The organism is Gilliamella sp. B14384G10 (genome assembly GCF_016101685.1).
GTDB lineage: Bacteria > Pseudomonadota > Gammaproteobacteria > Enterobacterales > Orbaceae > Gilliamella > Gilliamella apis_A.
In genome coordinates this window covers 809,120-835,539 of record NZ_JACFQA010000001.1, presented here as the reverse complement: position 1 = coordinate 835,539, position 26,420 = coordinate 809,120, and the positions used below count along the sequence as shown (strand labels likewise).

At 33.6% G+C, this 26,420-nt stretch carries 16 protein-coding genes; 11 read left to right on the top strand and 5 right to left on the bottom strand.

Features of this window, described 5'->3' with window-relative positions; genetic code table 11:
- Positions 1-68: 68 nt before the first annotated feature.
- A complete protein-coding gene (locus H3T54_RS03745) occupies positions 69-1,100 on the top strand; it encodes an alpha/beta fold hydrolase (RefSeq protein WP_198220979.1) in 1,032 nt (343 codons plus the stop codon).
- 65 nt (positions 1,101-1,165) lie between these two features.
- Here H3T54_RS03745 and pntB read toward each other — a convergent pair whose 3' ends face one another.
- Entirely contained in the window at positions 1,166-2,554 is a 1,389-nt protein-coding gene (gene pntB, locus H3T54_RS03740) for a Re/Si-specific NAD(P)(+) transhydrogenase subunit beta (RefSeq protein WP_065650792.1), read from the bottom strand.
- A 15-nt stretch (positions 2,555-2,569) separates the two neighbouring features.
- Positions 2,570-4,102 (bottom strand): Re/Si-specific NAD(P)(+) transhydrogenase subunit alpha, encoded by a 1,533-nt coding sequence (gene pntA / locus H3T54_RS03735; RefSeq protein WP_086359070.1) that lies wholly within the window; start codon positions 4,100-4,102, stop codon positions 2,570-2,572.
- A gap of 363 nt (positions 4,103-4,465) precedes the next feature.
- Between pntA and rbsK the strand changes: the two genes are divergently transcribed.
- From rbsK to H3T54_RS03690, 9 genes are all read left to right on the top strand, one after another.
- A complete protein-coding gene (gene rbsK / locus H3T54_RS03730) occupies positions 4,466-5,659 on the top strand; it encodes a ribokinase (protein ID WP_198220977.1) in 1,194 nt (397 codons plus the stop codon).
- Positions 5,660-5,683: 24 nt separating this feature from the next.
- Positions 5,684-6,637, top strand: coding sequence for a nucleoside hydrolase (locus H3T54_RS03725; RefSeq protein WP_370527344.1), 954 nt, complete (start codon positions 5,684-5,686; stop codon positions 6,635-6,637).
- A complete protein-coding gene (locus H3T54_RS03720) occupies positions 6,634-8,022 on the top strand; it encodes an MFS transporter (protein ID WP_086363402.1) in 1,389 nt (462 codons plus the stop codon). The genes H3T54_RS03725 and H3T54_RS03720 overlap by 4 nt, the downstream gene beginning before the upstream one ends.
- A gap of 535 nt (positions 8,023-8,557) precedes the next feature.
- Entirely contained in the window at positions 8,558-9,880 is a 1,323-nt protein-coding gene (mukF, locus tag H3T54_RS03715) for a chromosome partition protein MukF (RefSeq protein ID WP_086353907.1), read from the top strand.
- Positions 9,881-9,923: 43 nt separating this feature from the next.
- The gene (gene mukE, locus H3T54_RS03710) at positions 9,924-10,655 is read left to right on the top strand and encodes a chromosome partition protein MukE (RefSeq protein WP_081298793.1); all 732 of its coding nucleotides are present in this window, start codon (positions 9,924-9,926) and stop codon (positions 10,653-10,655) included.
- A 2-nt stretch (positions 10,656-10,657) separates the two neighbouring features.
- Positions 10,658-15,076 (top strand): chromosome partition protein MukB, encoded by a 4,419-nt coding sequence (gene mukB / locus H3T54_RS03705; RefSeq protein WP_198221145.1) that lies wholly within the window; start codon positions 10,658-10,660, stop codon positions 15,074-15,076.
- Positions 15,077-15,998: 922 nt separating this feature from the next.
- Entirely contained in the window at positions 15,999-16,247 is a 249-nt protein-coding gene (locus tag H3T54_RS03700; RefSeq protein WP_110447153.1) for a hypothetical protein, read from the top strand.
- A gap of 396 nt (positions 16,248-16,643) precedes the next feature.
- The gene (locus tag H3T54_RS03695; protein WP_198220973.1) at positions 16,644-17,936 is read left to right on the top strand and encodes an HlyD family secretion protein; all 1,293 of its coding nucleotides are present in this window, start codon (positions 16,644-16,646) and stop codon (positions 17,934-17,936) included.
- Positions 17,929-20,040: a peptidase domain-containing ABC transporter gene (locus H3T54_RS03690; RefSeq protein ID WP_232351496.1), complete on the top strand. Its 2,112-nt coding sequence runs from the start codon at positions 17,929-17,931 to the stop codon at positions 20,038-20,040. Before H3T54_RS03695 ends, H3T54_RS03690 begins: the two co-directional genes overlap by 8 nt.
- 234 nt (positions 20,041-20,274) lie before the next feature.
- On the opposite strand, the gene lepA is transcribed toward H3T54_RS03690, so the two are convergent.
- Positions 20,275-22,071, bottom strand: a complete 1,797-nt coding sequence (lepA, locus tag H3T54_RS03685) for a translation elongation factor 4 (RefSeq protein WP_232351494.1) — start codon at positions 22,069-22,071, stop codon at positions 20,275-20,277.
- Between the two features lie 133 nt (positions 22,072-22,204).
- Here lepA and H3T54_RS03680 point away from each other — a divergent pair, with 133 nt between their 5' ends.
- The gene (locus H3T54_RS03680) at positions 22,205-22,636 is read left to right on the top strand and encodes a MerR family transcriptional regulator (protein ID WP_158092448.1); all 432 of its coding nucleotides are present in this window, start codon (positions 22,205-22,207) and stop codon (positions 22,634-22,636) included.
- 268 nt (positions 22,637-22,904) lie between these two features.
- Here H3T54_RS03680 and H3T54_RS03675 read toward each other — a convergent pair whose 3' ends face one another.
- Together H3T54_RS03675 and H3T54_RS03670 are read right to left on the bottom strand one after the other, a co-directional pair.
- On the bottom strand, positions 22,905-24,242 hold the full coding sequence (locus H3T54_RS03675) for a hypothetical protein (protein ID WP_110447155.1): 1,338 nt from the start codon (positions 24,240-24,242) through the stop codon (positions 22,905-22,907).
- Entirely contained in the window at positions 24,239-26,053 is a 1,815-nt protein-coding gene (locus H3T54_RS03670) for an AAA family ATPase (protein ID WP_198220968.1), read from the bottom strand. Before H3T54_RS03670 ends, H3T54_RS03675 begins: the two co-directional genes overlap by 4 nt.
- Positions 26,054-26,420: the final 367 nt, after the last annotated feature.

Here is a 26,420-nt window from a genome sequence, read left to right as displayed (position 1 = left end):
GTATATTTATACCCAAATTATAATTTAGATTTCAATTATAATAAAAAGAACCTTGTTAAGGATAATGTATGGTTAGGTTACTTTTCTGTGTAATTAATTTATTTATTTTACTTTTTCCTCTTATTTCCAATGCATCAGAACATATTGGTTTCAAGCGAATTCATTATGATATACAAGATGGAAGACCATTAGATATTGCTGTTTGGTATGTAACTAATAATAAGCAAAATTTAATAACTATAGCTGATAATGCTATTTTTTTGGGTTCTGAAGTTATTGCTGATGCAAGACCGGAAGTAAAGAGCTCTCAATCTCCATTAATTTTACTTTCACATGGTTATGGTGGCAGTTGGCAAAATTTAAGCTGGCTTGCACATGAATTAGCTGCAAAAGGATATATTGTTGCAGCTCCTAATCATCCAGGAACAACTATATTTGATAAAAATACTGAGCAGTCAGCTAAACTATGGTTACGTCCGCAGGATTTAAGCAAAACTATTGATGCTCTGGCTGAAGATCAAATATTCACAAATATTATTAATTTTAATCAGATTGTCGCTATAGGCCATTCGTTAGGTGGTTGGTCAGTAATTGCACTGTCTGGCGCTAGATTTAATACTGACACTTTCAATGAGGATTGTAAAAAGTATTCATATTTAAAAGGTTGTCATTTGATGTCTGAACTTGGTTTGGCCAATCCAGAACTAAATAAAAGTATGTTAGACCCTAGGATAAAGGCATTCATATCTTTAGATGCTGGTTTGACAAGAGGATTCACCGTAGATAGCTTAGAAAAAATTAAAATTCCTGCTCTTATTATTGGAGCTGGAATAGATATAGATGATACGGATGCCAAACTTGAGTCAGGTTATGTACAAGAATTTCTACCAAAATCGTCCTCAACTTATATTATTATTCCAGATGCAATGCATTTCAGTTTTATTCAAATTTGTAAATCCAATGCATTAGATATCTTAAATCAAGAAAAACAAGATGAAAGTATTATTTGTAAAGATGGTGGTTATCGTGCGAGAGGTGAGATACATCGTGAAGTTACCGATCTCATTATTGGCTTTTTATCTAAAACATTCAAAAAATAAAAATTGTCATTAAACAAACTGCGACATGAAGTCGCAGTTTGTTGTTATTTATGATGGTTATATCATTATAAATTTTGTAATACTTTTTCAACACTATCTTTAGCATCACCAAATAACATGTAGCTATTTTCTTTAAAGAATAGTGGGTTTTGCACGCCAGCATAGCCGGTATTCATAGAACGTTTTGAAATAATGACAGTTTTTGCTTTCCAAACTTCTAGAACTGGCATTCCTGCAATAGGGCTATTAGGATCTTCTTCTGCCGCTGGGTTAACTGTATCGTTAGCTCCAATTACCCAAACAACATCAGTATCAGGGAAGTCATCATTGATTTCATCCATTTCCAATACAATATCATAAGGGACTTTTGCTTCAGCTAATAATACGTTCATATGGCCAGGTAAACGTCCTGCAACTGGGTGAATACCAAAGCGAACTTCTATACCCATACCACGAAGTTTTTCAGTAATGTTACTAACTGCGCCTTGAGCTTGAGCAACAGCCATACCATAACCAGGTACAATAATCACTGAACGAGCTTCTTTTAAGGTTTGCGCAACTTCTGCTGGTTGCATTTCGCGATATTCACCTTGTTCTTCTTCTGAAGAGCTTGATGAACTGCCATCACTACCAAAACCACCGGCAATTACGCTGATAAATGAACGATTCATTGCTTTACACATGATGTAAGAAAGAATTGCCCCAGAAGAACCCACTAACGCACCAGTTACAATTAGAAGATCGTTTTGTAACATAAAACCTGCCGCTGCTGCCGCCCAACCAGAATAGGAATTAAGCATTGAGATAACAACAGGCATATCCGCACCACCAATTGATGCTACAAGGTGGAAACCAAACACTAATGCAATAATTGTCATGATAAGTAAACAAACTAAGGCACCTGCGCCAGTTTGTACATTAATAAATATAAACATCAAGATAACTGATACAACTATTGCAGCTAGATTTAGGTAGTGTTTATATGGGAGAGATAATGGTTTTGAACTAATTTTACCATTTAACTTTCCAAATGCTACAATTGATCCAGAGAAGGTAACTGCACCGATAAATACACCTACAAAAATTTCAACTAAATGAATTGTTACTTCATTCGGTGCAACCATGTGCGGATCTAAGAAGCTATTTATACCAACAAGAACGGCCGCCATACCAACAAAACTATGGAGAAGCGCAACCAGTTCTGGCATTTGGGTCATTTCTACTTTTTTAGCTAGATAAAGACCGATAGCGGCACCAATAACCATAGCAATAATGATCCAGTGCAGTCCACCTTTGATACTAGCAACAGCAGCAATAAGTGCTATTGCCATACCAATCATGCCATAAATGTTTCCAGATTTAGCTGATTCTTGATTTGATAGGCCTCGTAAACTAAAGATAAATAGTAATGCAGCAATAACATAAGCTGCTTGAATGATTCCATGACTTAACATTATCAATAATCTCCTTTACTTGCCACGTTGGAACATTTTCAGCATTCTTTGAGTAACAAAGAATCCACCAAAAATATTGATACTAGCAATTAAAATAGCAACGAAGGCAATCGCCGTTGTTAAGCCATTATCATCACCGACTTGTAATATTGCACCGACTAATATAATACCCGATATAGCATTAGTAACTGACATTAGTGGTGTATGTAATGAATGGGTTACATTCCATACTACGTAATAACCAACAACACATGATAAAGCAAATACGGTAAAGTGACCTAAAAAGCTCTCAGGCACAGAGTTTGCTAACCAGAAATAGGCAATAATTAATAAAGCAAGAATGCTATATTTTTTGGCTGGTGACATTGGTTTTGGTTCAGGTTTAGCCACAGGCTCAACCGCTTTTTTCTGTGGTTGTGCTGAAACTTGAATTGGTGGAGCGGGCCAAGTTATTTCTTTGTCTTTAACTACAGTTACACCACGAATCACTACATCATCAAAGTTGATGTCAATATTGCCATCTTTTTCTTTAGCAAGTAGTTTTAATAAATTAACAATGTTAGTACCGTATAATTGTGATGCTTGTGCAGGCATACGGTTAGCTAAATCAGTATAACCAACAATTTTAACATTATTATCAGTTTCGAATACTTCACCAGGTTTAGTTAATTCGCAGTTACCGCCAGTTAAAGCTGCTAAATCAACAATAACACTGCCTGGTTTCATTGATTCAACCATCTCTTTTGAAATAAGTTTTGGTGCAGGTTTACCTGGAATTAATGCTGTAGTGATAATGATGTCAACATCTTTAGCTTGTTCAGCAAATAATGCCATTTCTGCTTCAATAAATGCAGCAGACATTTGTTTAGCATAGCCATCACCAGAACCGGCTTCTTCTTCGAAATCTAATTCTAAGAAGTCAGCTCCCATACTATTAATTTGTTCTGCAACTTCAGGTCGTGTATCAAATGCACGAACAATAGCACCTAAGCTAACTGCCGCACCAATTGCAGCAAGGCCCGCTACACCCGCACCAATTACCAACACTTTTGCTGGTGGTACTTTACCTGCTGCTGTTACTTGTCCAGTAAAGAAACGACCGAACTGGTTTGCTGCTTCAATAACTGAACGGTAACCAGCAATGTTCGACATTGAACTTAATGCATCAAGTGATTGAGCTCGTGAAATACGAGGTACACAATCCATCGCCATTACAGTGATATTTTTAGTTGCAAGTTTTTCTAAAAGATCTTTATGTTGAGCAGGATAAATATAGCTGATAAGCGTTAATCCCTCTTTCATTAGAGCGATTTCTTCATCAGTTGGCGCATGAAATTTTAAAATAAGATCATTTTGCCAAATATCCTTTGTACTTTGAATAGTGGCTCCAGCATCAATAAAAGCTTGGTCTTCGAAATGAGCAGCATGCCCTGCACCTTGTTCTACTGAAACTGTAAATCCTAATTTTAACAGTTGTCCAACGGTTTGAGGTGTTGCTGCAACTCTAGCTTCATTGGCCAACCGTTCTTTTGGTATACCGATATGCATTGCGTTACATCCTTATGTTAAGAAAGATTATTCATGTTTTGCGATTTTAGCATAAATTAGCGACAGTGCGAGTAAGGAATTAATTTTTTATTATCAAAATTAGATTATTATTTTTTATGATAACTTGATATAGCGTTATGAGTTATAGCAAAAGTATAGTTGTTTTGCTGATAGTTATTACTAATAGATGTGACAATAATAAAATGAATAATTTTCATTAAATTTTACTATTTTTAAAGCAGTCGAGTCCAACCTATCTTACTTCCGTTTGCTTCTGTTTTATCTCATAAGTTATGATTATTATCACTCTTTTAATGATTTAATCCAGCTATACTTTGATTTAATCATCAAGAGGTTTACTTTATGTTCTTAGAAGAAAGACAAAAAGCTATCTTAGCTTATTTAGATAAACATGAAAGAGGTAGTGTTCAATATTTTTCGGAAATATTTGAAGTATCTAAAGAGACTATTAGAAAAGATCTTTCTACGCTGGCGAAACAATTATTAGTTATTCGTTGTCACGGTGGTGCCATGATAAAAAGGCACAGACTAGTAAGCAATGTTACTGATAAAGAGTGTATTACCTCATTAATGACGAGATATAAAAAACAGAAATTTAAAAAAATAGGAGACAGAATGAACGGTAATGTTTGTATTTTAGGTTCATTTAATGTTGATATTGTTGCGCAAGTAGCAAGATTTCCAAAAGGTGGTGAGTCAATTCTGGCGCAAAAAAGTATGATTGGTCCAGGTGGAAAAGGTGCTAATCAAGCGCTTGCTGCAAGTCATGCCGATGCAAAAGTTCATTTTGTCGCAAAAGTGGGAACCGACCAATTTAGTCAATTTGCTCATGATCATCTTTCTTCATCGAAAATTAACTCATTTACTTTGTATCAATCAGATAAAGAACCTACTGGCAATGCTGTCATTTATGTTTCTGAGGAGAATGGCGAGAATATGATTGCCATCTATCCTGGTGCAAATTTAACAATTACTAATAAAGAAATTGTAATGTTAGAAAGTTATCTTAAACAATCTGATATTCTATTAGTTCAACTTGAAAATAATATTGATGCTGTTTTAAATGCAATGAAATTAGCTAAAGCAATGGGGGTTAAAGTGGTGCTAAACCCGGCGCCTTATTCTAAAGATATTCAGCAGTTATTGTCTTATATCGATATTGTTACTCCGAATGAAACTGAAGCAAGTTTAATGTCAGGAGTTGAAGTTAATGATTTCGATAGTGCTAAGCTTGCAGCAGAAAAAATCTATTCATTAGGGATTCAAACAGTCATTATTACTTTAGGTAGTAAAGGTTCTCTTATCTATGATGGAAAACATCATCAACATATTAAGCCTTTTTTAGCTGTTCCTGTTGATACAACTGGTGCTGGTGATGCTTTTAATGGCGCTTTTTGTGCTTCATTGGCTAAAGGAGAAAACCTTTATCAAGCAGCAGTTTATGCTTCAGCTTTTGCATCTTTAGCCGTTGAGCGTGAAGGTGCATCAAATATGCCATCGCATCAAAATGTGCTTAAACGAATGGCAAATATATAAATTTACTTGAGGAACCGATTTATGATGAATCAGCCAAAAAAAATTATCCTTGATTGCGATCCCGGTCATGATGATGCTATCGCACTTTTATTAGCTCATGGTAATCCAAATATTGAATTGCTAGCGGTAACTACGGTTGTTGGTAACCAAACATTAGAAAAAGTAACTCGAAATGCATTATCTGTTGCACGTATCGCTAATATTACAAATGTACCTTTTGCTGCAGGAGCGGTAAGACCTTTAATTAGAAATGTAGAAGTGGCACCTGATATTCATGGTGACTCTGGACTTGATGGCCCCGTTTTACCGGAACCGGCAATTCAATTAGATAAAAGGCATGCTATTGATTTAATCATTGATACCATTATGTCACATCCCCCTAAAACAGTTACATTGGTTCCAACAGGCGGTTTAACTAATATTGCAATGGCGGTACGTAAAGAGCCGAAAATTGTTGAACGAGTAAAAGAAGTTGTTTTGATGGGTGGTGGGTATCATGTTGGTAACTGGAGCGCAGTCGCAGAGTTTAATATCAAGATAGATCCAGAAGCAGCTCACATAGTATTTAATGAAAAATGGCCCGTTACTATGGTTGGGTTAGATCTTACCCATCAAGCATTAGCTACACCAGAAGTAATTGAAAAAATATCTGCAATAAAAACAAAACCAGCTAAATTTGTTTTGGAAATGCTGGAATTCTTCGGAAAAATGTATAAACAAGCTCAAGGTTTTACTTATCCGCCAGTGCATGACCCTTGCGCGGTTGCTTATGTTATTAATCCTGAGTTAATAAAAACTAAACGAGTACCTGTTGATATTGAATTGACAGGTACATTAACTTTAGGAATGACCGTGGCTGATTTTCGTTTTCCTCCTGATGATAGTTGCCATACTCAGGTTGCAACTGAACTTGATCATACTGGTTTTTGGGATTTAATTGTTGACGCCCTAGAACGAATAGGTGAGGTTAATCTATGATTGAAAAAAGTAAAGATAAATCGAGTGTATTTACACTGATGATGGCTTTGCTTGCTGCATGTGTTGCTTTCCAACTTAATGCCAGTATGTTAAGCCCTGTATTAGTAACCATAGCAAAAGAGTTAGGAACTAATGATGCAGCTGTTGGACTATCGCAAACCTCGTTTTTCACAGCAGCAGCTTTATTTTCATTATTTTTACCACGATTAAGTGATATAAAAGGGCGAAAAAAAGTCTTAACTGCTATGTTATTAATCATGACATTAGGTACAGTTTTAGCTGCTGTTGCACCAAATATTGAAGTGTTATATGCCGCGCGGATTATTCAAGGTGTCTCAGGACCAGTCGTACCTCTATGCTTGTTAATGTTAAGTTTTGAAGTAAAAGATGTTAAACAATATGGTATGTTAATGGGAATAATAACAGCAGTAAATGGAGGTATAGCTGGTGTTGATGCGATAGCAGGTGGTCTACTTGCAACTCATTTCGGTTTTCGTTCTGTATTTTGGGTTATAGCTATAGTGGCTGCAATTTCCACTTTCTTTGTTCATCGTTTTGCCTCCGAATCCAAACCATCGGCAGGCACCAAAATGGATTGGTTAGGTGTTTTGCTAATTGTCTTAACCATAGCTGCGCTATTACTCGCGCTTAATGAAGCGGGTAAACTGGGTAATGCAAATTGGTTGATTGTGGTAGGATTAACACTATTTGCTATCTTATGTTTTATTCTGTTTTGGCATGTAGAAAAAAGAAATAAACAACCCCTTGTTACCACCAATCATTTGAAAAAACGTGCTACATGGGCTTTGTTATTAACAACTACTTTAACCATGACGGGTATTTTCGCCATTGTTAATGGTTTAGTCATGTCAATTGCTCAAAATCATGAGATTGGCTTTGGATTAGAAGCGGATTGGGCTTCCCTCATTTTTCTAACTCCTTATGCTTTAATTGGTTGGTTTGTGGGGCCTTTTTCCGGAAGATTGGCACCAACAATGGGTTATAACAATGTGCTAAAATTAGGTCTTGTGGGCTGTGTTATTGGCATCTTAATTATTATGTTTTATGGCATTCATTCTCTACCTATTTTATCAGTAGGAGTTATTGTGCTAGGTATTTTCTATGCAGGCATGGCCAATATTATTTTAAATGGCTTAGGTGTTGTTTTATCACCTAGCGAAAATCCAGGTTTTCTACCTGGTATGAATGCTGGTGCATTTAATTTAGGTGCTGGCTTAAGTTTTGCATTATTACCAGCAATTCAGATGATGAATGGTAGCTCAATTAATGGTTATTTCAATGGTATGTTACTTGGATTAGCGATTACGGTATTAGCTCTAATTTGTAGTTTTCTTATACCTCGTCCAATTAATGCTGAAGTTTAATCGTCTTATTAATAGGAAACGGGATAATAATCCCGTTTTTTTAATATAAATTAATCTTGTGTCGCTAGTTGGTTATTTTTTACTAGCAAGTCAATTTCAACCCAATAACATTTGGCCTTTGATTGGGTTTAATAGTTGCTTGACCTTTATCATTGGTTATTTCTGTTTTATCTAAATTATTAACTACATCAACAATGACAGGAGTGTTGGTCAGCGGTTTACCATTTTTATTCTCAATAATTGATAAATTGCCACTGCACTTCAATTTTGTTGGATTTATAAAAGGCACAAGTTGTAGGTTAATAGTCCCTTATTTTTGTATCTATAGAAGTCAATTTGATTAAGGTAGAAAAAGTAATTTAAGAAAATGAAATATAGTATATTACATCTAATAATAAATCCTAAACTTAGCTATTTTTAACTACTACAATTTGTTATATAATCGATAAAATTTTGTCCATAACACAATATATTGTGTTTCTCATATTATTTTAAGATGTCAGGCTTGCTGAACATCCTTAATTAAGGAATCACTATGATGGATTTTTCCCAATCAGTGCCAGAACTGGTCTCTTGGGCAAAAAAAAATGATTTTTCGATTGCTTTGCCTGTTGAGCGATTAGCCTTTTTGTTGGCAATAGCTGTATTAAACAGTGAACGCTTTGATGGTGAAATGACTGAATCTGAATTAATTGATGGTTTTCGACATGTTTCACACATTTTTGAGCAAAGTGAAGATACTATTACTGTCCGTGCTAATAATGCGATTAATGATTTAGTACGCCAGCGTTTAATCACACGTTTTGCTAGCGAAATGACCGATGGTTATTCTATTTATCGATTGACACCTTTGGGAATTGGTATATCTGATTACTATATTCGTCAACGCGAATTCTCGACTTTACGTTTATCAATTCAGCTTTCAATTGTTGCACAAGAATTAAAACGTGCCGCAGATGCTGCTCTTGAAGGTGGTGATGATTTACATTGGCATCGTAATGTTTTCGCACCTTTAAAATATTCAGTAGCTGAGATCTTTGATAGCATCGATATCACTCAGCGAGTGATGGATGAACAACAAGCTGATGTAAAACAAAATATTTCTGCATTATTAAGTCAAGATTGGCAGGCGGCAATTAGTAGCTGTGAGGGCTTACTGACAGAAACATCGCAAACCTTACGTGAATTACAAGATACATTAGCAGCGGCTGGCGATAAGTTACAAGCTAGTTTGCTTTTAATACAAGATGCGACTTTGGATAATCCTGAGTTAGATAAAATTAATAATGTAGTTATTGATTTACAAGGTAAATTAGACCGAATCATCGGTTGGGGACAAAAAGCAATAGACCTATGGATAGGTTATGATAGGCACGTTCATAAATTTATTCGTACTGCAATTGATTTAGATAAGAATCGAGTTTTTTCTCAACGATTACGCAAATCGATCCAAAGCTATTTTGATTCACCATGGTCACTTACTTTTGCGAATGCTGAACGTTTACTGGATATGCGTGATGAAGAATTGGCATTACATGAAGCTGAAGTGACAGGCGAGTTACCTTCTGAACTCGAATTTGAAATGATTGAAGAAATTCAAGAGCACATAGTTGCACATATTGAACAAAATTTATTGATCTTTAAACAAGAAAATAAGCCACTTGATATGAGTATTGCTATTCATAGTTATTTAGCACAGTTCCCTCGAGAACAGCATTTTGATATTGCAAGATTGTTTATTGATCAGGCTATTCGATTAGGTATTGCCGAAAGTGATTTACTTGGTATTCCTGCCGAATGGAAACCTATTAACGATTATGGAGCTAAGGTACAAGCACATGTCATCAACAGATACTAAAGATATAGAAATGGAACAAACTGCTCATCATCTCGATGAAGTCATGGGACGTATTGCTGCAAGTTCTCAAGCGTCTATAGATAAATATATGCCAGTGAAATTGGCTCAAGCTATTGCCAATCCAATTTTTCCTGAACTAGATAGTTTATTACGCTCAGGTCGCCATATTGGTATTGATGAGCTGGACAATCATGCATTTTTGATGGATTTTCAATTTGAACTTGAACAGTTTTATCAACGCTATAATGTTGAGCTGATTCGTGCACCAGAAGGCTTTTTTTATCTTCGTCCTCGTTCAACCACTTTAATTCCCCGTTCAGTTCTTTCTGAATTAGACATGTTAGTGGGTAAAGTATTGTGTTATCTCTATTTAAGCCCAGAACGATTAGCGCATGAAGGTATCTTCACTTTGCAAGAACTTTTTGATGAACTGGTTTCCTTAGCGGATGAAAGTAAATTGTTGAAATTAGTTAATCAACGTTCAACGGGATCTGACTTAGATCGTCAAAAACTGTTTGATAAAGTAAAAACCGCATTAAATCGCTTACGTCGACTAGGCATGATCTTTTTTATTGTAGGTAATGACAGTAGTCGTTTTCGTATAAATGAATCTATTTTCCGCTTTGGCGCTGATGTTCGCAGTAGTGATGATGCACAAGAGGCGCAATTACGCTTAATTCGTGATGGTGAAGCGATTAAAATAGAATCATCACTTATTTTGGATGATGATAATAGTGAAGAACAAGATGAAGATGTTAATGAGGAGATTGAATAATGATGATGCGACACGGTAAATTTCACTCATTAACCTTAATTAACTGGAACGGTTTTTTTGCTCGAACTTTTGAGCTTGATCAGCTGGTTACCACGCTTTCAGGTGGTAATGGAGCGGGTAAATCAACGACTATGGCTGCATTTGTCACAGCGCTAATTCCTGATTTGACTTTATTACATTTTAGAAATACCACTGAAGCGGGTGCAACTTCAGGTTCTCGAGATAAAGGTTTACATGGTAAGTTAAAGCCTGGTGTTTGTTACTCAATGCTAGATGTTATCAACTCTCGTAATCAGCGAATTATCTGTGGTGTACGTTTACAGCAAGTAGCAGGGCGTGACAAAAAAGTAGATATTAAACCTTTTTTAATACAAGGTTTACCTGTCAATATTAGTCCAACTGAATTGGTAACGGAACGTTTAAATGATAAACAGGCTCGAATTTTATCACTACCAGAATTAAAAGATAAAATTGAGTCAATGGAAGGAGTTATTTTTAAACAATTTAACTCTATTACCGATTATCATTCAGTCATGTTTGATTTTGGTATATTACCGAAACGGTTACGTTCTTCATCTGACCGAAGTAAATATTATCGCTTGATTGAAGCTTCTCTATATGGGGGGATTTCAAGTGCTATTACACGATCATTACGTGATTATTTGTTGCCGGAAAATAGTGGTGTCAGAAAAGCCTTCCAAGATATGGAAGCAGCATTACGTGAAAATAGAATGACACTTGAAGCTATTCGAGTAACACAATCAGATCGTGATTTATTCAAACATCTTATTACTGAGTCTACAAACTACGTTGCAGCTGACTATATGCGTCATGCTAATGAACGTAGAGTCCATATCGAATCGGTTTTAGGATTGCGTCGTGACATGTTTAAGACGCAAGATCTGCTGATTAGTAATCAATTCCGCCAAGTTGAAATGGCAAAAGAATTAAAAGAATATCAAGATGCTCAAAGTGACTTAGAAACGGATCTTCAGGCAGCCAATGATCATCTTAACCTTGCGCAAACGGCTTTACGTCAACAAGAAAAAATAGACCGTTATCAAGCGGACTTAGATGATCTGAATTTGAAACTTGAAGAGCAAAATGAAGTTGTCCTCGAAGCCAATGAACAGTATCAAACTTACCGTGATCAGGTTGAACAGACTGAGCAAGAAGTTGATGAAATAAAAACCCAATTAGCTGATTATCAACAAGCTTTAGATGTGCAGCAGACTCGAGCAATCCAATACCAACAAGCTATTCAAGCTTTAAAAAATGCTCAACAACTATGCCAATTACCAAAATTAGGTATAAGTAATGTTGAAAATCATTTTGAAATCTTTGAAGAAAAACAAAAAGAAGTTACTGAACAACTGTTAGAATTAGAGCAAAGACTAAGTGTTTCTGATGCCGCAATTAATCAATTTGATAGAGCTTATCAACTAGTTGTTAAATTAGTGGGGGACGTAGTGCGCAGTGATGCTTGGCGTGCCGCTAGAGAAGCATTAAAGCAGTGGCCTTCACAATGTTACCAAGCCGATCAAGCAGAACATTTACAACTACAATTAGATGAATTAGAGCAACGCTTTTTTGAGCAAAAAGAAGCTGAATCATTATTAACTCAATTTTGTAAGCGTTTTGCCCGTCAACTTAATTATGATGAGCTTGATGAATTCAAACAAGAGCTAGAAGTTCAACTAGATCAAAATGCTGAGCTTGCCAATGAATCAAGTGAAAAACGTATTGAATTTAGACAAGAGCTTGAGCAAATTCAAACGCAAATTGGTGCTTATCGACAAAAAGCACCTTTATGGTTAAAAGCCCAAGATGCACTTATCGCATTGCAAGAACAAACAGAGCAAACGTTTACTAACAGTCATGCAGTCACGCAACATATGCAACAATTGCTTGAACAGGAACGTACTTTAGTTACACAACGTGATCAAATAAACTTCAAACGAAATCAACTTGATGCACAAATTGAACAACTCAATCAACCAAGTGGTGTTGATGATGGCCGTTTATCGACGTTAGCGGAAAGGTTTAATGGTGTATTACTTTCTGAAATTTATGAGGATGTAACTATTGATGATGCACCTTACTTTTCAGCATTATATGGCCCATCAAGACAAGCTATTGTGGTACCTGATTTATCACTGGTAAAAGCTCAACTAGAAAGCTTGACAAATAGTGAAGAAGATTATCCAGAAGATATCTATTTTATCGAAGGTGATCCATCTTCATTTGACGATAGTGTTTTTGATTGTGAAGAGATGACTAAATCAGTGTTGGTTAAAACCGGTGATCGTCAATGGCGCTTCTCCAGTTTTCCTAAGGTCCCTTTATTTGGCCGAGCAGCACGTGAAATTCATCTTGAAAAATTATCGGTAGAACGCGATGAACTACATGAACGTTATGCAACAATTTCATTTGATCTGCAAAAATTACAACGTATTGAGCAAAATGTTGGGCAGTTTATTGGTGAATATCTATCTGTAGCATTTGATATCGATCCAGAAGCCGAAGCGCAAAAGTTATCGACAAGACGTAATGAAATCGAACGTCAGCTCATGGCACAAGAAAGTATTGATAAACAAAATCAACAACAAGTTGCAAATTGTAAAGAGCAGTTAATCACTGTAAATCGATTGGTAGCTCAAATGCATTTATTGGCTGATGATGATTTAGCGGATCGGGTTGATGATCTACGTGAGCAAGTTGCTGAAGCGCAAGAGGCCGCGCAATATGTTAGTCGTCATCGCCATACTATTGCAGAACTTGAACCAATTGTTGCAGTATTGCAAAGTGATCCTGAGCAGAATGAATCGTTACGTGAGCAGTACAATTCGGTTAAAGCTCAGCAGCAAACCATTCGCCAACAAGTTTTTGCTTTAACGGAAGTGATGCAACGTCGTGCACATTTTAGCTATGAAGATTCAGCGGGTATGTTGAATGAAAATAGTGATCTCAATGAAAAATTACGTGCTCGATTAGAAGTTGTTGAAGGACAACGAGGTGAAGCTCGTCGTCAAATGCAACAGTATCAAGATAAATATAATCAATACAATCAAACATTAGCATCCCTTAAAAGTGCATTTGAAACTAAGCGAGACATGCTTAATGAATTGCATAAAGAGATCGAACAAATTGGTGTTAAAGCGGATGCAATCACTGAAGAGCGAGCACGTATCCGTCGTGATGAAATTCATCAAAAACTCAATAGTAATCGCCAACAATGCACGTCTTTGGAAAAACAACTTATTATGTGTGAAAGCGAAATGACGCAAATGCAAAAACGCTTAACACAAACACTGCGTGATTATAAACAGTTACGTGAACAAGTTGTTGAAGCAAAAGCTGGTTGGTGTTTAGTGTTACGACTTGTTAAAGAAAATAGTGTAGAACGACGATTACATCGACGAGAATTGGCTTATCTCAGTGCTGATGAACTACGTTCTATGTCGGATAAGGCACTTGGTTCATTGCGTTTAGCGGTAAATGATAATGAACACTTACGTGATATATTAAGATTATCCGAAGATCCGAAACGACCAGAACGTAAAATCCAGTTTTATATTGCGGTTTATAAACATCTACGTGAACGAATTCGCCAAGATATCGTCAAAACTGATGACCCAATTGAAGCCATTGAACAAATGGAAATTGAGTTGTCACGCTTAACTGAAGAGCTTACTTCACGAGAACAACAATTGGCCATTAGTTCAAAAAGTGTGGCTAATATTATTCGTAAAACTATACAACGTGAACAAAACCGTATTCGTATGCTTAATCAAGGATTACAATCAGTGGCATTTGGTCAGGTTAATGGTGTTCGTTTGAATGTTAGTATTCGTGAGGCACACTCTTCATTATTAGCTGCATTAGCTGATGATCAAAATGAACATCAGGATCTATTTAGTAATAATCGTATTACCTTCTCTGAAGCGTTAGCCAAACTTTATCAACGTTTAAATCCACATATTGATATGGGACAACGAACTGCACAAAATATTGGTGAGGAGTTGCTAGATTATCGAAACTATTTAGAGATGGATGTGGAAGTTAATCGTGGTGCTGATGGTTGGTTACGTGCTGAAAGTGGTGCTTTATCAACCGGTGAAGCGATTGGTACAGGTATGTCTATTCTACTAATGGTAATTCAAAGTTGGGAAGAAGAGTCTAAACGTCTACGTAATAAAGATATTTCACCATGTCGATTATTATTTTTGGATGAGGCCGCTCGTCTTGATGCCAAATCGATTGCTACACTCTTTGAGTTATGCGAACGATTAGAAATGCAGCTTATTATTGCTGCACCAGAAAACATTAGCCCAGAAAAAGGTACAACCTATAAACTAGTTCGTAAGGTTATCAATAACCAAGAACATGTTCATGTTGTTGGCTTGAAAGGTTTTGCTTAATAAAGTTAGCTATGGTATTTTATAAAAATATTGCTGGTATTTACCAGCAATATCTTATTTTGATATAAAAATTCATAAAGATATATGGATTTATCTGCAATATGAATATTGGATGTAGTTGTATTTTATAGATTAGTAGATAGCTTTAAGTGTTAATTATATAAATTCACTGAGTTTGTACTTTCTAAAAAGTGAGCCAATGCTTAACTTGTCCATTACATTCAAATCAATCAAATAGTCGTTTTCAATAGATCATAATTAAACATGATTTCTTATCTAGTAATATTGGATAATTTGCGTCATAAAAGAAATGCTTATTTTAATCTATTGAAAATGAAAACAGTCGAAATTTCTCGTTTAGATAGTCTTTAAATCGATTATTTAGCTTGCAAATTGACACTTTTAACGACAATTTAATATTTTTATCTGATGATATTTTATTAACTATATTGTGACTATAGTTTTTATTATGGGATAAAAATTTAATAAAAAGGTCAGGCTAATTTTTGTCTAAGTTTAAATTAGCTTAGCTAGTTGCATGTGATGTATAAAAATGATCACCAAAACAGATAAAAATAAAGAAAATATCCGTCACAATTTCGGTTAAAAGCGTTGTTAAGAATTTCTATTTTGGTTTCTGAATGAGAATTAACCAAATTACCTATTTTGTTACTGATTTCGTTAAAACGAGTGATTTTTAATCAGCATAATTTGTTAACGGTTACACTAATTTGTTTGATTATTTGTCTTATTTTATTGAAATAATTAAATTATTTATAAATAAGGTTTTTTTTGTTAAAAATTGACTTGATCGGCATTTTATTTTCTGCTTAAATAAAAAGGAATTTAAGCGATACCATGTATTAATTGGTATCGGTTAGATTTAAATTTAAAATTAATTTTTTGGAATAAGGAAAAAAAAATGAAAGAATTAAACAAAGTAGAAGTTGAACAAGTATCTGGTGCTGGTTTCATCGCTGATGCAGGTGGTGCTTTAGGTAAAGGTATCGGTTGGATCATTGATGCTAAAAATCCAAACAATGGTGGTTTAGGTCAACAAGCTGGTGGCGCTTTAGGCCAAGGTATCGGTCAAATCGTTGAAGCTGGTATCGGTGCTATTAGCCAAATTATCGGTGCAGGTTTAGGCCTAATCGGTCTTGGTAAAAGATAGTAGTAGCTGATTGTCCTTAATTTATATTGTTTAAAGTGGTAAAACGGGAAGCGAGATTCGTTTCTCGTTTTATTTTGAAATGTCATCTGGTGAATTGAAACAAAGCCATCTTAAACTAAGATTTAGCAATTTTTCAATAAGTCATTATCTTTAAATTATAAAATGCCAAATTAATTTAGATGCTAGTTTTAATTATTTTAAAAATTAATTAACACACTCTAATTGGTTTGTTTATACATTAAGAAATAGAAATATCACAGTAAAGTCGAAAATAATTAGCATATTTTCAATATGATAGTCTTATAAAAAATAAAGTTTACATACTTAACTATATAAATAGAAATAATAAATATATCGTAGCTACTTAATGGTAAGGAAAAATAGGTAACATATTGTATGGAAGATAATCGATTGTTTCGTCAAGAAGCTGTTAATTACCAAAAAGCTAAATGGATGGGAAAGGCTTTACTACTTAAAGGATGTTCAGCATGGTTAGTTTTCTTATTATCAATTACTTTCATTATCATTTTAGTGCTCACGGTAATATTCGGCACCTATACTCGACGAATTAATGTAGCTGGTGAAATTACCACTCAACCAAGAGCTATTAATCTATTTTCACCACAGCAAGGTTTCATTACTAATAGTCATGTTAAAGTTGGCGATATAGTTAAAAAAGGTGATCCTATTTATGAATTAGATGTAAGTCGAACCACACAGTCAGGTAATGTAACCCAAATAACAGTTGAAGCAATTAATAATCAAATTAATAATATATCGAAAATTATTGCCACACTAACTGAAAACAAACAGATCACATTAAATGCGCTACAGCAACAAATAGACGAGTATAATAAATCCCATCAAGAATCTTTATCTTTGGTCAAAAATGCCGAAAAAGGTATGACAGATATGTATGAAAGCATGCAGAATTTTGCTGTTTACCAGAAGAAGGGACTTATTAATAATGAACAATTTAATAATCAAAGATATTTATACTATCAACAACAAAACGCCTATCAATCACTACAGAATCAAATCATCCAAGAAAAATTAGGTATTATTCAGCTCAAAAGTGAACTAGTGACCAAGATAGCTGATTTTGATAACAAAATATCTGAATACCAATATCAATTAAATGATTTACAACGTCAATTAACTGAAGTTAATGCCAGAGGAATGTTAATTATAAGTGCGCCTAGTGATGGTCGTATTGAATCACTAAGTGTTACAGAAGGGCAGATGGTAAAAAATGATGATAGTCTTGCACAGATTATTCCTGCGAACACTAATGGTTATTATTTAGTGCTTTGGGTTCCTAATGATAGCGTTCCTTATATCTCGGTTAATGATAAACTTAATATTCGTTATGAAGCTTATCCTTATCAAAAATTCGGTCAATTTTCCGGTAAAATTATGTCAATATCTAAGGTGCCGGCTTCTAATCAAGAAATGTCGACTTATAGCAGTTCTCCACTATCACAAAGCACCATTAATTACCAAGCATATTACAAAGTAATGGTATCGCTTGATAAACAGCAAATGGCTAAGTTCAATAATAAAATTAAATTAACTAATGGCATGAAAGCTGATGTTACTCTATTTTTAGAGAAAAGACCTATTTATCAATGGATGCTATCACCTTTTTATGATATTCAGAAAAGTATTACAGGACCAATCAATGGCTAGAAATCAATTTCAGTATATACTTCAAAGTTTACATTTTGGATGGCGAAGAAAAATACCACAAATTTTGCAAACCGAAGCTGCTGAGTGTGGTCTAGCCTGTTTAACCATGATTTGTCGCTATTATGGCATGAATGTCGATTTATTTAGTTTACGAAATCAGATAGGTGTTTCATCACATGGTGTCACTCTTGCGACATTAATCGATATGTCAGCTTCAGTTCAATTACAAAGCCGCCCACTTTCTTTAGATTTAAATGAGATAAACCAGTTAAAAACTCCCTGTATCTTACACTGGGATCTTAACCATTTTGTGGTATTAGTCGCCGTTAAAAGAAACAAATTTATTTTACATGATCCGGCATTTGGTCGTCGAGAAGTGGGTATAAATGAAATGTCAAAGCATTTCAGTGGGATAGCACTTGAGTTATGGCCAGATAAAGAATTTCAGCCACGTACACAACGTAGTCAGCTTAGTTTGCTAAAAATGTTGTTTCAAATTGATGGTTTAAAAGGGTTTTTAGTTAAAATTCTGTCACTATCTCTGATTATTGAATCCATTAATTTATTACTTCCGATTGGAACGCAATTGGTTATGGACCATGTAATTATCGCCAAAGATCATAGTTTATTAGGTTTAATTTGCATTGGATTACTGTTCTTTATTTTATTTAGAACTTTTATTGCGATGTTACGATCTTGGTCATCATTGATTATGGAATCTTTAGTTGATATTCAATGGAAAGCAGGACTTTTTGGGCATCTAATGAAGTTACCTTTAGCCTATTTTGAAAAAAGAAAACTAGGTGATATACAGTCTCGTTTTGTTTCATTAGAGGTTATACGTTCAACGCTAACAAAAAGTATCGTGAGTAGTATTATTAACATTTTGATGACAATCGGTGTCTTTATCATGATGCTACTGTATGGTGGCTGGTTGGTTTGGATTGTCTGCGGTTTTACTCTAATTTATATAATATTAAGAGTGGTAACTTATCAGCGTTATCGACAAGCATCTGAAGAAAAGATTGTGAAAGAGGCCAAAGCTAATTCCCATTTTATGGAGAGTTTATATGGTATTGATACACTAAAATCATTAAAACTCACTGAGTCTAGAGCTCAATATTGGCTTAATATGAATATTGATACAACTAACGCCAATATTCGGCTAACCAAATTAGATATGATATTTAATGGTGTGAATACATTAATTATGCTGGTTGAGCAAACTTTAATATTATGGGTTGGTGCATCGCTGGTAATGAATGACAAAATGACACTTGGTATGTTTATCGCATTTACTGCATACAGATCTCAATTTTCTGAACAAGCAGCAAATCTGATAAATATGGTATTAGATTTGAAAATGCTAAATTTACATACCGAACGATTAACCGATATTGTATTGACTAACACTGAAAACGATATTGAATCAAAAAATCAATTACCGAAAGATATCCCTGTTGAATTTGAACTGAATAATATAGCTTATCAGTATGATAACCTTTCGCAGCCTATTTTTTCTAATATAAATATGAAAATTAAGGCTGGTGAGAGTGTCGCAATTATTGGTCCATCAGGTGCAGGAAAGACAACCTTGATGAAAGTCATGAATGGCCTACTAGAACCAACTCAAGGCGAAGTTCTGATAAATGGTATTGATATTTATAAGTTTGGTGTCAATAATTATAGAGATATTGTTGGAAGTGTATTACAAAATGATAAACTTTTTGCAGGATCTATTTCTGATAATATCGCCAGTTTCGATAATGAAAAAAATCATGAATGGCTGGTTGAATGTGCTAAGCACTGTAACATTCATAATGAAATTATGAAAATGCCCATGGGATATGAAACCTTAGTCAGCGAATTAGGTAATAGTTTATCAGGTGGGCAAAAACAGCGTTTATTGATTGCTAGGGCTTTATATCGTAAACCTTGCTTGTTATTTCTTGATGAAGCGACAAGTCATTTAGATGAAGATAATGAAACTAAAATTAATAAAGCAATATCTTCATTAAAAATAACGCGTATCATTATTGCTCATCGAACATCAACAATAGCAAGTGCCGATCGAGTGATTGATATCACATCCGTGAATCATTAAAGATCAGTATATTAGATAAAAATGAATTTAGTATGGTAAATTTTATTGCTAGTTTATCGCTACTAAAATCTAGCTATTAGTTTAATAATTTTTCTTTATTTTAAAGATTAATTAATCCAAACAAAAACGCATTAAAAGATTTCACCGACGATTGCCGGTGAAATTATCTTTTCAATTGCTGTTTATAATAAGCTAAAAAGTCAATTCTAATTAGGATATCAGTATCCAATTACGCTAATGGATATCTAATACTGCATGGAATGCTTCTTGTGGAATATCAACACCGCCAAATTTACGTTGCCTTATCTTATTCTCTTTAATATTTTTAGCGATTTTTTTCTTTTTCGATGCCGAACCCGAATAGCCACGACCGGTGACACTTTTACGTAATGGTGGAATGTCTTCCCGAGCAATGACTTTATTTTCGACTACCGATTGAACCGGCATAGGATAGAGTTTACGAGGAATAACATGTTTCATCTTTTGAACAATTTGTTTACCTCGTTCAAAACTTTTATCTCGAGGTAAAATAAATGAAAATGCATCCACAATTTCATCATTCAACCAAATATCCATTTTTACCAAATCCGATGCAATATAACTTCTATCACGATAATCTATAGATGCATAGCCATGAGTAATCGATTTAAGAGAATCATAAAAATTGTATGCAATCTCTGAAATTGGCAGTTTAAAGGTCAACTCTGCCATTTTATTATTCAGATAAATCATATCGACATAGATACCTCGTTTTTCCTGACAAAGTTCCATAATTTCGCCAATATTTTCCATAGGAATAATAATTGCTGCATCTATAAATGGTTCTTCAATATAGTCAATTTTTTCAAAACTCGGTAACAACATAGGATTATTAACATTGATGATTTCACTATTTTTTAATGTTACACGGTATTCAACACTAGGAAAGGTAGAGAGTATTTCGATACCATATTCTCTTTCAAGTCTTTCTTGAATAATCTCCATATGTAAAATGCCTAAAAAACCACAACGGAATCCTGCGCCAAGGGCCATTGAGTTTTCTTGTTTATAAATAAATGCAGAATCATTTAGGGATAATTTTTCAACCGCATCTTTAAGTTTTTCTTGGTCTTCATTTTTTATTGGAAATAATCCAGCATAAACCATAGGTTTGACTTCTTTATAACCAGGTACTGCTTTGGTATTTGGGTGATTAGGATCAATTAGGGTATCACCGACTTTGACATTTGCGACGATTTTAATATTAGTCGAAATATATCCAACTTCACCTGCATCAAGTACATCAACAGTTTTCATTGCTGGTAAAAATACGCCAGTTTGTAATGCTTCAAATTCAATATCACTTTTGAGCATTTTAATTTTCATTCCAGTATGAATGGCACCGTTAAAAACGCGTACATGTAGCACGACACCGCGATACACATCAAAATGAGAATCAAAGATTAACGCTTGCAGTTGCTTATCTTTATTAGCTTCTGGCGCAGGAATGTTTTCAACGATTGATTCTAAAATATTATCAACTCCTACGCCGGTTTTAGCTGAAGCTAAAATAACTTTATCTAAGTTAATGCCATCTAACTCTTCGATTTCTTTAATCACGCTGTCAACATCCGCATTTGGCATATCGACTTTATTGATAACTGGAATAATAGTTAAATTCTGCTCTTGAGCCAGTTTTAAATTAGCGATTGTTTGTGCTTGTACGCCTTGGGTTGCATCAACTAGCAACAAAGCTCCTTCACAAGCAGCTAAACTGCGCGAAACTTCATAATTAAAATCAGTATGTCCAGGGGTATCGATGAGATTAAGCTCATATTCAATATTATTTGAAGCTTTATAGTACATGCGTACTGTTTGTAACTTAATTGTAATACCACGTTCTCTTTCAAGATCCATGTTATCTAATAATTGCTCTTTCATATCACGTTCAGAGACAGTATTGGTCATTTCAATTAATCTATCTGCTAGCGTTGATTTACCGTGATCGATATGGGCAATAATACAAAAATTTCTTATATTATTTGGGTTCATGTTAATTTCTCCCATACTTTTCTTAAATGTTGGCGTGAACTATAATGGTTAGAGTAACTCTAAGTCAAGTTTGGCCAAATTATCATACTTGCTAATCTATTTAATTGATTTTTATGAAAACATGGGTATAAATATGGTAAATATAAATGATTGTATTGCATCAATTGCACAAAATGGTGAATTAAACCAAACACCTAAATACTCTGTGACTAAAGCAGCTAAAATGTTAGGCTTATCTGTGCATACTTTAAGGTATTATGATTCATTAAATTTATTTCCATTTTTGCAACGTGACCAGAATGAAAAACGGCTTTTTTCTGATGCCGACTTACAGTGGGCAAAGCTAATTGAATGTTTACGTAACGCGAATATGTCAATTAAAGATGTTCAACACTATGTCAAGCTGTGTCTTAAAGGTGATGAAACATTGGATGAGCGCCTAACTATCATTAATCAACAAGAAAAGATATTAATCGATACTATAACTCAACTAAATGAGCAATTGGCTTTATTGAGATTTAAAAAACAATACTATAAAGCCGCTCATCAAACAACAAATAACTAAGCTTTTCCAATGAAAACTTTTCCTATGAAAAAATTTTGAGGAAAGGGGTTTTTGCTTCTTTCCCCATTCCGGTTTATTTTATAACCGTTTCCTGACTAATTAAATGTCCGTAAGATGGTATAGACTTCTCAATTATTTTTACAACAAACCAATAAATTAAAATAACCGTTATCTAAAAGCAATTAGGGAATTAACTGCTAAAAATTGTGAAGAATTTGGAACGAATACTATTTAGTATTAATATGGTAAAAGAATAAAGCTACTTTTATTAAAGTATCTCAGGAAGCTTAATTCCTAATTTGTAGATATTAACATAGCCTGATTCTTTTTTTAGTTTTTGTATATTAGACTTAGGTATTTCATTTTGATCATCTAAAATAAAGTGGTTAATCGTAAAATCTTCATCGCTCTTCTGATGAGAATATATAATTAAACAATCGATATTTTGTCGATAATCTGTTACTTTTAATTCTTTATAGACTTTTTCAATTCTTGCATAACCACTTATTTGTCTAATGTCCTCAATAATTACTGATTGATTGTGGTATTTAGGTTTATATTTAGTATCAATTACAAATTTGAAATCTGCTTGGTTAGTAAATTTTAAGATAAAATCTAATTCCTGATATTTTGCTTTATAGTGATATTTTACTTCCTTTGATGTAAATATATTTCTCAGTTTTTTATAAACATATAATTCAAACAATTTACTCATATCAATCCAGAAAGGTGGGGTCATGATTCGTTGTTGTTCGGTATTACTAATATTGTAGGCGTAACGTTTCAAAATCAGTAATGCTAATTTGATCGCTTGATCATACTCTTTATATAACGGATTACTTCTGAAGGTTTTTATTTTTGTTATATCAATATCATCAGATACCTGCTCAAAAGCAGGGTGAATGTAATTAATCCACTGCAATAATGGTGTTTTATCAAATCCGTTTTCAAATTTTTGAATGACGCGTTGGGAAAAACGATAGGCTTTTTTTAGAATTTTATTTTCATCACAATTAACGCCAAATTCTTGATATTGGCAGATTGTGTTAATTTTTTTACCACTAACTAAATTCTGTTTGATATTTTTACTGACAAGAATTTTTCCTTTTACGCGGGCATTAAGATTTTCGATTTTAGAATAATAAGATTTTTTTAAGCCTTTTTTTACAATTTGTTTCATAACTTTAAGAAACAGGGCTATTAAGAACGGAGAAAGTAAATCTTGCTTTTGTGTTATTGGGATATGAGGTTTATCAAAATAAATATATAACAAATCATCTAGATGCTTTAGATTTTCGGGCTCTTCAATCGCATCTAACAACATTCGCATATAATCAATCTGCGTTGATTCATTATTTAATTTTGGTTGTATATATATTGGGAGTTTATTTTCAACAATCCAATTGATTCCAACAAAATAAGACGTTTTGAAATAGAATAACTCTTTCTCGCAATTTATTGAGTAGCAGGACTGTTTTTCACCTTTTCGCAAAACTTGGTATTCGTATGAGTCTTTTTCCTTTAAAATAGCAATATAATTGTCACACGCATTAATACAGTGATCTTGTTTTAAAAGTCCATCATACTGTTCAAAAAGTTCAATCATGGTTGATTCGAGTATTTATTTTCGATTTCTTTAATTTTAGTTTTTACACCATCGACATCTTTAAAAATGCCATCCTTTATATATTCCTTCAAAATAGGAATTATTTCATATTGAAGGCGTGTTTGAGTTATATTCTTTTCATCTTTACCATTTATTATAAAGTAGCTTTGCCCTAACCAAACATCTTCAACTCGAAATTCATCAGACAAATATATTGATGGATTCAATATTTTATTTTTTTCATATTCTTCATAACTTTTAATAAATAATTCAGAAATATCTATGAATAAATCCTTTTTAAAATTGGCTTGTAAAGATGTTGGTAATATGTCAATAAATGCAAAACGACGACGAATAGCATAATCAATCTGTCCGACACTGCGATCAGCAGTATTCATTGTGCCAATAATATAAAGATTAGGCGGAATGGTTAGCCTATTATCATCATTAACCGCATACATACTTTCGACTTGTTCGCCTCGATACTCTAGTGCATAAATTAATTCGCCCAATACAGCAGGAAGATTTGCTCGGTTTATTTCATCAATGATCAAAATATATTTTTTTTTAGGATCAGCCGATGCTTTTTTAGCCATTTCTATAAATAGTTTATCTCTCGTAATATATTGAGGTTGGCCATTTTCTGTTTTTACTTCAATTCCTCGCACAAAGTCTTCATAGGTATAGGCAGAATGAAATTGGATGAGTTTAAATTGTTCATGAGATCGTAAATTAGATGCTTGCTCATTTTTATCTGAAGAGACCTTGCCAAAAATGAGTTGTTCAGCAATATTTTTTGCTGTATAGGTCTTTCCAGTTCCAGGAGCACCTTGAAGGATAATTTGTTGTTTATTTTTGAGTAACTCAATATATTTTTTTAAATCATTCATATCATTAACGTTTTCTATATTTTCTTTAAATAGATAATTTAATATACATCCGGGAATAGTTTGTGACTTAAATAGTGTCCCCAAAGGCGGCCATATAGTTTCTGGTTCAGTAATCTTTAAGTCCGAAGATTTAATATACTCATTTTTAGTAGCATCATAGCTAAGCCAAGCAACATCTACATAGTGTGAATAGAAACAACGGTTATTTTGTTCATCTTCTCCTGCAAAATGAATATTTTTTTTATATCGGTAGGAAGATAGCGCAACACCAATACCCCATAATCCATGATTATTGTTTGTAGTGCAAATTATATCGCCATATTTGATATCTTTTATATTTTTAAATGCTTGAATTGCTGGTGATTTTTCCGGATAAGAATTTTTTATTTCTTCAGCTGTAGAATTAGAATAATCTTCATCTTTCCAACCAATAGCCATAATCTCATTGTTCAAAAAACTATTCCATGCTTTTTTTTTGAATTTAGGACAATGAGTCGGAGAAATAAAATAACAAGCGCTATTAGCATTTAAATCAGAAAGGTCAATATTATTTGGTACAAAGAATTTTGTTTTCTCTATTTCTTTTTGCATAAATGGGCTAATAAATTTTTGAAATTGATTAATTAAAAATTCATTATCCTCTATTTTTGAATAAAGTAATCGTTTTGATAAAATTTTATTTGTCTGCCTGCCATCTTTATTCTTATTATTTTTATGGATTTCAATGGAATTGTTTTTATAACCTACGAAACGGCTTGGTCCAAAAAATAGTCTGTTGCCAATTTTTTCAACAGCAAACCATTCCCCCCTACTATAAAGTTTTAAAACATCAGTTTTGTTATTGCCACTAATCAAACTATGATAAAGGGTTAAAATATTTTTGATAACATCACTTCTTTTTTCAACTAATTCTTCTTGCATAGCATCTGGTCTTCAACAGTTAGGAAACAATATCGAAATTTATATAATTTTATATATGATTAAATAAGGATAAGATTGTTTATTAGCAAAGGCAATATTTTTGTGTTGTTAATATAATTTTGTATCTTGAGAGGATTTAGACTCCATTTATGAGATGTAAATCATTAGTAAATTTAGATAGGATATACTAATTCATACCAGTTTTATAACGTTATTCTTATGATAAATTAAAAATAAAAAATTGATTTGTCTTGAACAATAATTTATTTGCATTGTTAACCACAACATTAAAAATGAGGCTGTATTTATTTTTTTATTCTAAATAAAGAAAAATATAAATAAAAAAACATGATAGAGAGTATACCAA

Bases quoted from the DNA above. Each gene is read 5' to 3' on its own strand.
- H3T54_RS03690 (WP_232351496.1), top strand. From the start codon at position 17,929: ATGGCTAGAAATCAATTTCAGTATATACTTCAAAGTTTACATTTTGGA.
- H3T54_RS03675 (WP_110447155.1), bottom strand. From the start codon at position 24,242: ATGATTGAACTTTTTGAACAGTATGATGGACTTTTAAAACAAGATCAC.
- mukE (WP_081298793.1), top strand. From the start codon at position 9,924: ATGGGACGTATTGCTGCAAGTTCTCAAGCGTCTATAGATAAATATATG.
- H3T54_RS03725 (WP_370527344.1), top strand. From the start codon at position 5,684: ATGAATCAGCCAAAAAAAATTATCCTTGATTGCGATCCCGGTCATGAT.
- rbsK (WP_198220977.1), top strand. From the start codon at position 4,466: ATGTTCTTAGAAGAAAGACAAAAAGCTATCTTAGCTTATTTAGATAAA.
- H3T54_RS03695 (WP_198220973.1), top strand. From the start codon at position 16,644: ATGGAAGATAATCGATTGTTTCGTCAAGAAGCTGTTAATTACCAAAAA.
- pntA (WP_086359070.1), bottom strand. From the start codon at position 4,102: ATGCATATCGGTATACCAAAAGAACGGTTGGCCAATGAAGCTAGAGTT.
- H3T54_RS03700 (WP_110447153.1), top strand. From the start codon at position 15,999: ATGAAAGAATTAAACAAAGTAGAAGTTGAACAAGTATCTGGTGCTGGT.
- H3T54_RS03670 (WP_198220968.1), bottom strand. From the start codon at position 26,053: ATGCAAGAAGAATTAGTTGAAAAAAGAAGTGATGTTATCAAAAATATT.
- H3T54_RS03720 (WP_086363402.1), top strand. From the start codon at position 6,634: ATGATTGAAAAAAGTAAAGATAAATCGAGTGTATTTACACTGATGATG.
- lepA (WP_232351494.1), bottom strand. From the start codon at position 22,071: ATGAACCCAAATAATATAAGAAATTTTTGTATTATTGCCCATATCGAT.
- pntB (WP_065650792.1), bottom strand. From the start codon at position 2,554: ATGTTAAGTCATGGAATCATTCAAGCAGCTTATGTTATTGCTGCATTA.
- mukB (WP_198221145.1), top strand. From the start codon at position 10,658: ATGATGCGACACGGTAAATTTCACTCATTAACCTTAATTAACTGGAAC.
- H3T54_RS03680 (WP_158092448.1), top strand. From the start codon at position 22,205: ATGGTAAATATAAATGATTGTATTGCATCAATTGCACAAAATGGTGAA.
- H3T54_RS03745 (WP_198220979.1), top strand. From the start codon at position 69: ATGGTTAGGTTACTTTTCTGTGTAATTAATTTATTTATTTTACTTTTT.
- mukF (WP_086353907.1), top strand. From the start codon at position 8,558: ATGATGGATTTTTCCCAATCAGTGCCAGAACTGGTCTCTTGGGCAAAA.